The 3,163-nt window shown below is 71.4% G+C and carries 4 protein-coding genes; 1 reads left to right on the top strand and 3 read right to left on the bottom strand.

Going from position 1 to position 3,163, the window contains the following annotated elements; all coding sequences use genetic code 11:
* Positions 1 to 51: 51 nt before the first annotated feature.
* From dapD to ACFTZL_RS43285, 3 genes are all read right to left on the bottom strand, one after another.
* The gene (dapD, locus tag ACFTZL_RS43295; protein ID WP_382595649.1) at positions 52 to 1,041 is read right to left on the bottom strand and encodes a 2,3,4,5-tetrahydropyridine-2,6-dicarboxylate N-succinyltransferase; all 990 of its coding nucleotides are present in this window, start codon (positions 1,039 to 1,041) and stop codon (positions 52 to 54) included.
* A 193-nt stretch (positions 1,042 to 1,234) separates the two neighbouring features.
* Positions 1,235 to 1,798 (bottom strand): TetR/AcrR family transcriptional regulator, encoded by a 564-nt coding sequence (locus tag ACFTZL_RS43290; protein ID WP_382595646.1) that lies wholly within the window; start codon positions 1,796 to 1,798, stop codon positions 1,235 to 1,237.
* On the bottom strand, positions 1,798 to 2,118 hold the full coding sequence (locus ACFTZL_RS43285) for a DMT family transporter (protein ID WP_382595643.1): 321 nt from the start codon (positions 2,116 to 2,118) through the stop codon (positions 1,798 to 1,800). The genes ACFTZL_RS43290 and ACFTZL_RS43285 overlap by 1 nt, the downstream gene beginning before the upstream one ends.
* A 167-nt stretch (positions 2,119 to 2,285) precedes the next feature.
* Between ACFTZL_RS43285 and ACFTZL_RS43280 the strand changes: the two genes are divergently transcribed.
* Entirely contained in the window at positions 2,286 to 3,119 is an 834-nt protein-coding gene (locus tag ACFTZL_RS43280; protein WP_382595640.1) for an AbfB domain-containing protein, read from the top strand.
* Positions 3,120 to 3,163 lie beyond the last annotated feature (44 nt).

Genomic DNA, 3,163 nt, shown 5'->3' with positions numbered 1-3,163 from the left:
CTCCCGGCCGTCCTCGGGCCCGGGAGGGCGCTCGTCGATGACCGACGCCGATCAGTTGTGGCTGTGCAGGATCTCGTTCAGCCCGCCCCACACCGCGTTGTTCGGCCGGGCCTCGACCGTGCCGGTGACCGAGTTGCGGCGGAACAGGATGTTGGAGGCGCCGGACAGCTCGCGGGCCTTGATGATCTGGCCGTCGGGCATGGTGACGCGGGTGCCGGCGGTGACGTAGAGGCCGGCCTCGACGACGCACTCGTCGCCGAGGGCGATGCCCACGCCCGCCTCGGCGCCGATCAGGCAGCGTTCGCCGATGGAGATGATGACGTTGCCGCCGCCGGACAGCGTGCCCATGGTGGAGGCGCCGCCGCCGATGTCCGAGCCGTCACCGATCAGGACGCCCGCGGAGATACGGCCCTCGACCATCGACGTGCCGAGCGTGCCGGCGTTGAAGTTGACGAAGCCCTCGTGCATGACGGTGGTGCCCTCGGAGAGGTGCGCACCGAGGCGGACCCGGTCGGCGTCGGCGATGCGGACGCCCTTGGGGGCCACGTAGTCCGTCATGCGCGGGAACTTGTCGACGCTCGTCACCTGCAGGTGCAGGCCCTCGGCGCGGGCGTTCAGGCGGACCTTCTCCAGCTCGTCGACGGCGACCGGGCCAAGGGAGGTCCAGGCGACGTTCGCGAGGTGGCCGAAGATGCCGTCGAGGCTCTGGCCGTGCGGCTTCACCAGACGGTGCGAGAGCAGGTGCAGGCGCAGGTAGACGTCGTGCGCGTCGACCGGCTTCTCGTCGAGCGAGGCGATGACCGTGCGGACCGCGACCACCTCGACGCCCCGGCGGGCGTCGGGGCCGACCGCGGCGGTCGCGCCGCCGCCGAGCAGCTCCGCGGCACGCTCGGCGGACAGCCGCTCGGTGCCGGACGGGCCCGGCTCGGTCGCCAGCTCGGGTGCGGGGTACCAGGTGTCGAGAACAGTGCCGTCGGCGGCGATCGTGGCGAGGCCGGCGGCCACGGCGCCGGTGGTGCGAGGAGCAGTCGTGTCGGTCATGAGGGCAACCTAACCGGCGGACGGCGGTCGATGCGAACCGGTGCGGGGGCGTCTCACGTGCCGGGCGGTACGTCTCCCGTGCTGGTCGGCGACGCGCGGCGGCCTACCCGTCACCACCCTCACTCCCGAGCCCTCGAACCCCCGAGCCCAGCACCGGCATCTCCCCCACGCTCAATACGACCATCCACCGACCTCATACCCCCGCCCCACAACCACCCGCCCCCGCCACGACCCGCCCCAGCACCTCCCGCGCGTACGCCTCGTCGTACGGCACCCCCGTCAGCAGCGCCTGAAGACAGATGCCGTCGATGAGGGCCACGAGCGCCCGAGCGGTGACAGGGTCCGTACGCCGGGACAGCACCTCCGCGAGTTCCTCGGTGCACTCGGCGGCGACGGGCCGCAGAGCGGGCCGGCGCAGGGCGGCCAGGTACAGCTCGTACTCCAGCTCGACGGCGGTGCGGTCGCCCGCGAGCCACTCGCCCATCCACGCGGCGAGTTCGGCCGCGAGGTCGCTCCGCGGATCCTCCAGGCCGCCGTGGGCGGCGACCACCTTGGCGAACCCCTCGTTGGCCTGCCGCAGCGCGGCGACCATCAGTTCGTCGAGGGTCTTGAAGTGGTACGTGGTGGAGCCGAGCGGCACATCGGCCTCGGCGGCGGCACTGCGGTGGCTCAGCCCCGCGATGCCTTTCTCCCCGACGACCCGCATCGCCGCGTCGATGATCCGCTGCCGTCGCTCGGGGTCGTAACGCCGGGGCATCAGTGACCGCCTCCCATGTTCAGCACCACGACCCCGACGATGATCAGCGCGATACCGGCGGCCTTGGCGACGGTCACGCCCTCCCCGAGGAACAGGACACCGATGGTAGCGATGGCCGCGGTGCCCACGCCGGACCAGATGGCGTAGGCCGAGCCGACGGAGACGGTCTTCAGCGTCTGCGCGAGCAGCGCGAAGGAGACGACGTATCCGAGGAGCGTGAGCAGCGAGGGCCCGAGCCTGCTGAAGCCGTCGCTGTACTTCATGGCAGTCGTCGCACCCACTTCGGCGGCTATGGCCGCGGCCAGCAGAAGATAACCCATATGTACAAGCGTACACACCATCAGTACGCCCGTACACATCACAGGACGGAAACCGCTCTCATCAAACGCCCCCGGTGATCCCACCCGTCCACTACGGTGTCACCGATCACACACCGGGCCACCACAACTGCGCCGCCGTCAAGGGTGCCCGATGGAGGAACCAGCGCATGACAGAAGACAAGTCCCGGCCGCCACAGGACCGTCCGTGGGAGAGCGGCTGGGCCCCGGACACCACCCGGGCACCGGGAACGCGAAGGCTCTGGCTGGCGGGCGTCCTCGCCCTGGCCACGGTCACCGCGTGCGTGACGGCGATCGCCGTGATGGACAGTCAGTCCGGCGAACCGACACCCGAGTCGGCCGAGCCGACGACACTCAGCAATTCGGCCCCGGGCGGCCTGATCTCCTTCGCGACGCCCTCCGGGAACGCCACGCAGACGCCCGGCAAGGACCGCGGACGCCCGTCCCCCACCCCCACGACGAGCGCGCCCTCCAGCCCGGGCGCCTCCGAGAAGCCGCACTCGAAGGCGCCGAAGCCCCCGGCGTCCCACGGGACTTCACCGGCCCCGAAGCCCCCGAAGTCCAGCGGGATATCCATACGCTCGGTCAACTACCCCGACCGCTACTGGCGTGTGCGCGACGGCTATGTGCGCCTGGACTCGATCGGCTCCGGCCCCGAGCAGCGTGAGGACGCCACGTTCCGGCGCGTCGCCGGACTCGACGACTCCTCCTGCTACTCCTTCGCCACCGCGGACGGCCGCTACCTGCGCCACCGCAGCTTCGTCCTCGTCAAGGACACCGACGACGGCTCGTCCCTCTTCCGCAAGGACGCCACCTTCTGCCCCCGCCCCGCCTCCCCCTCGGGCGCGGTCATGCTGGAGTCGGTGAACTACCCGGGCCGCTTCCTGCGCCACCGCAACTTCCAGCTCCGCCTGGACCCGTACCAGCACCACGGGCAGTACCGCGCGGACGCGTCGTTCCGGCTGGTGGGCGGGCTGGACTGAGCCGCGCCGGACCGAGCATGACGAAGGGGCGGCACCCGGGAGGG

It is taken from the genome of Streptomyces sp. NPDC056948 (assembly GCF_042674225.1).
Lineage (GTDB): Bacteria > Actinomycetota > Actinomycetes > Streptomycetales > Streptomycetaceae > Streptomyces > Streptomyces purpurascens.
Note: the sequence above shows the minus strand (reverse complement) of the source record. Positions and strands in the feature narration are given on the sequence as shown.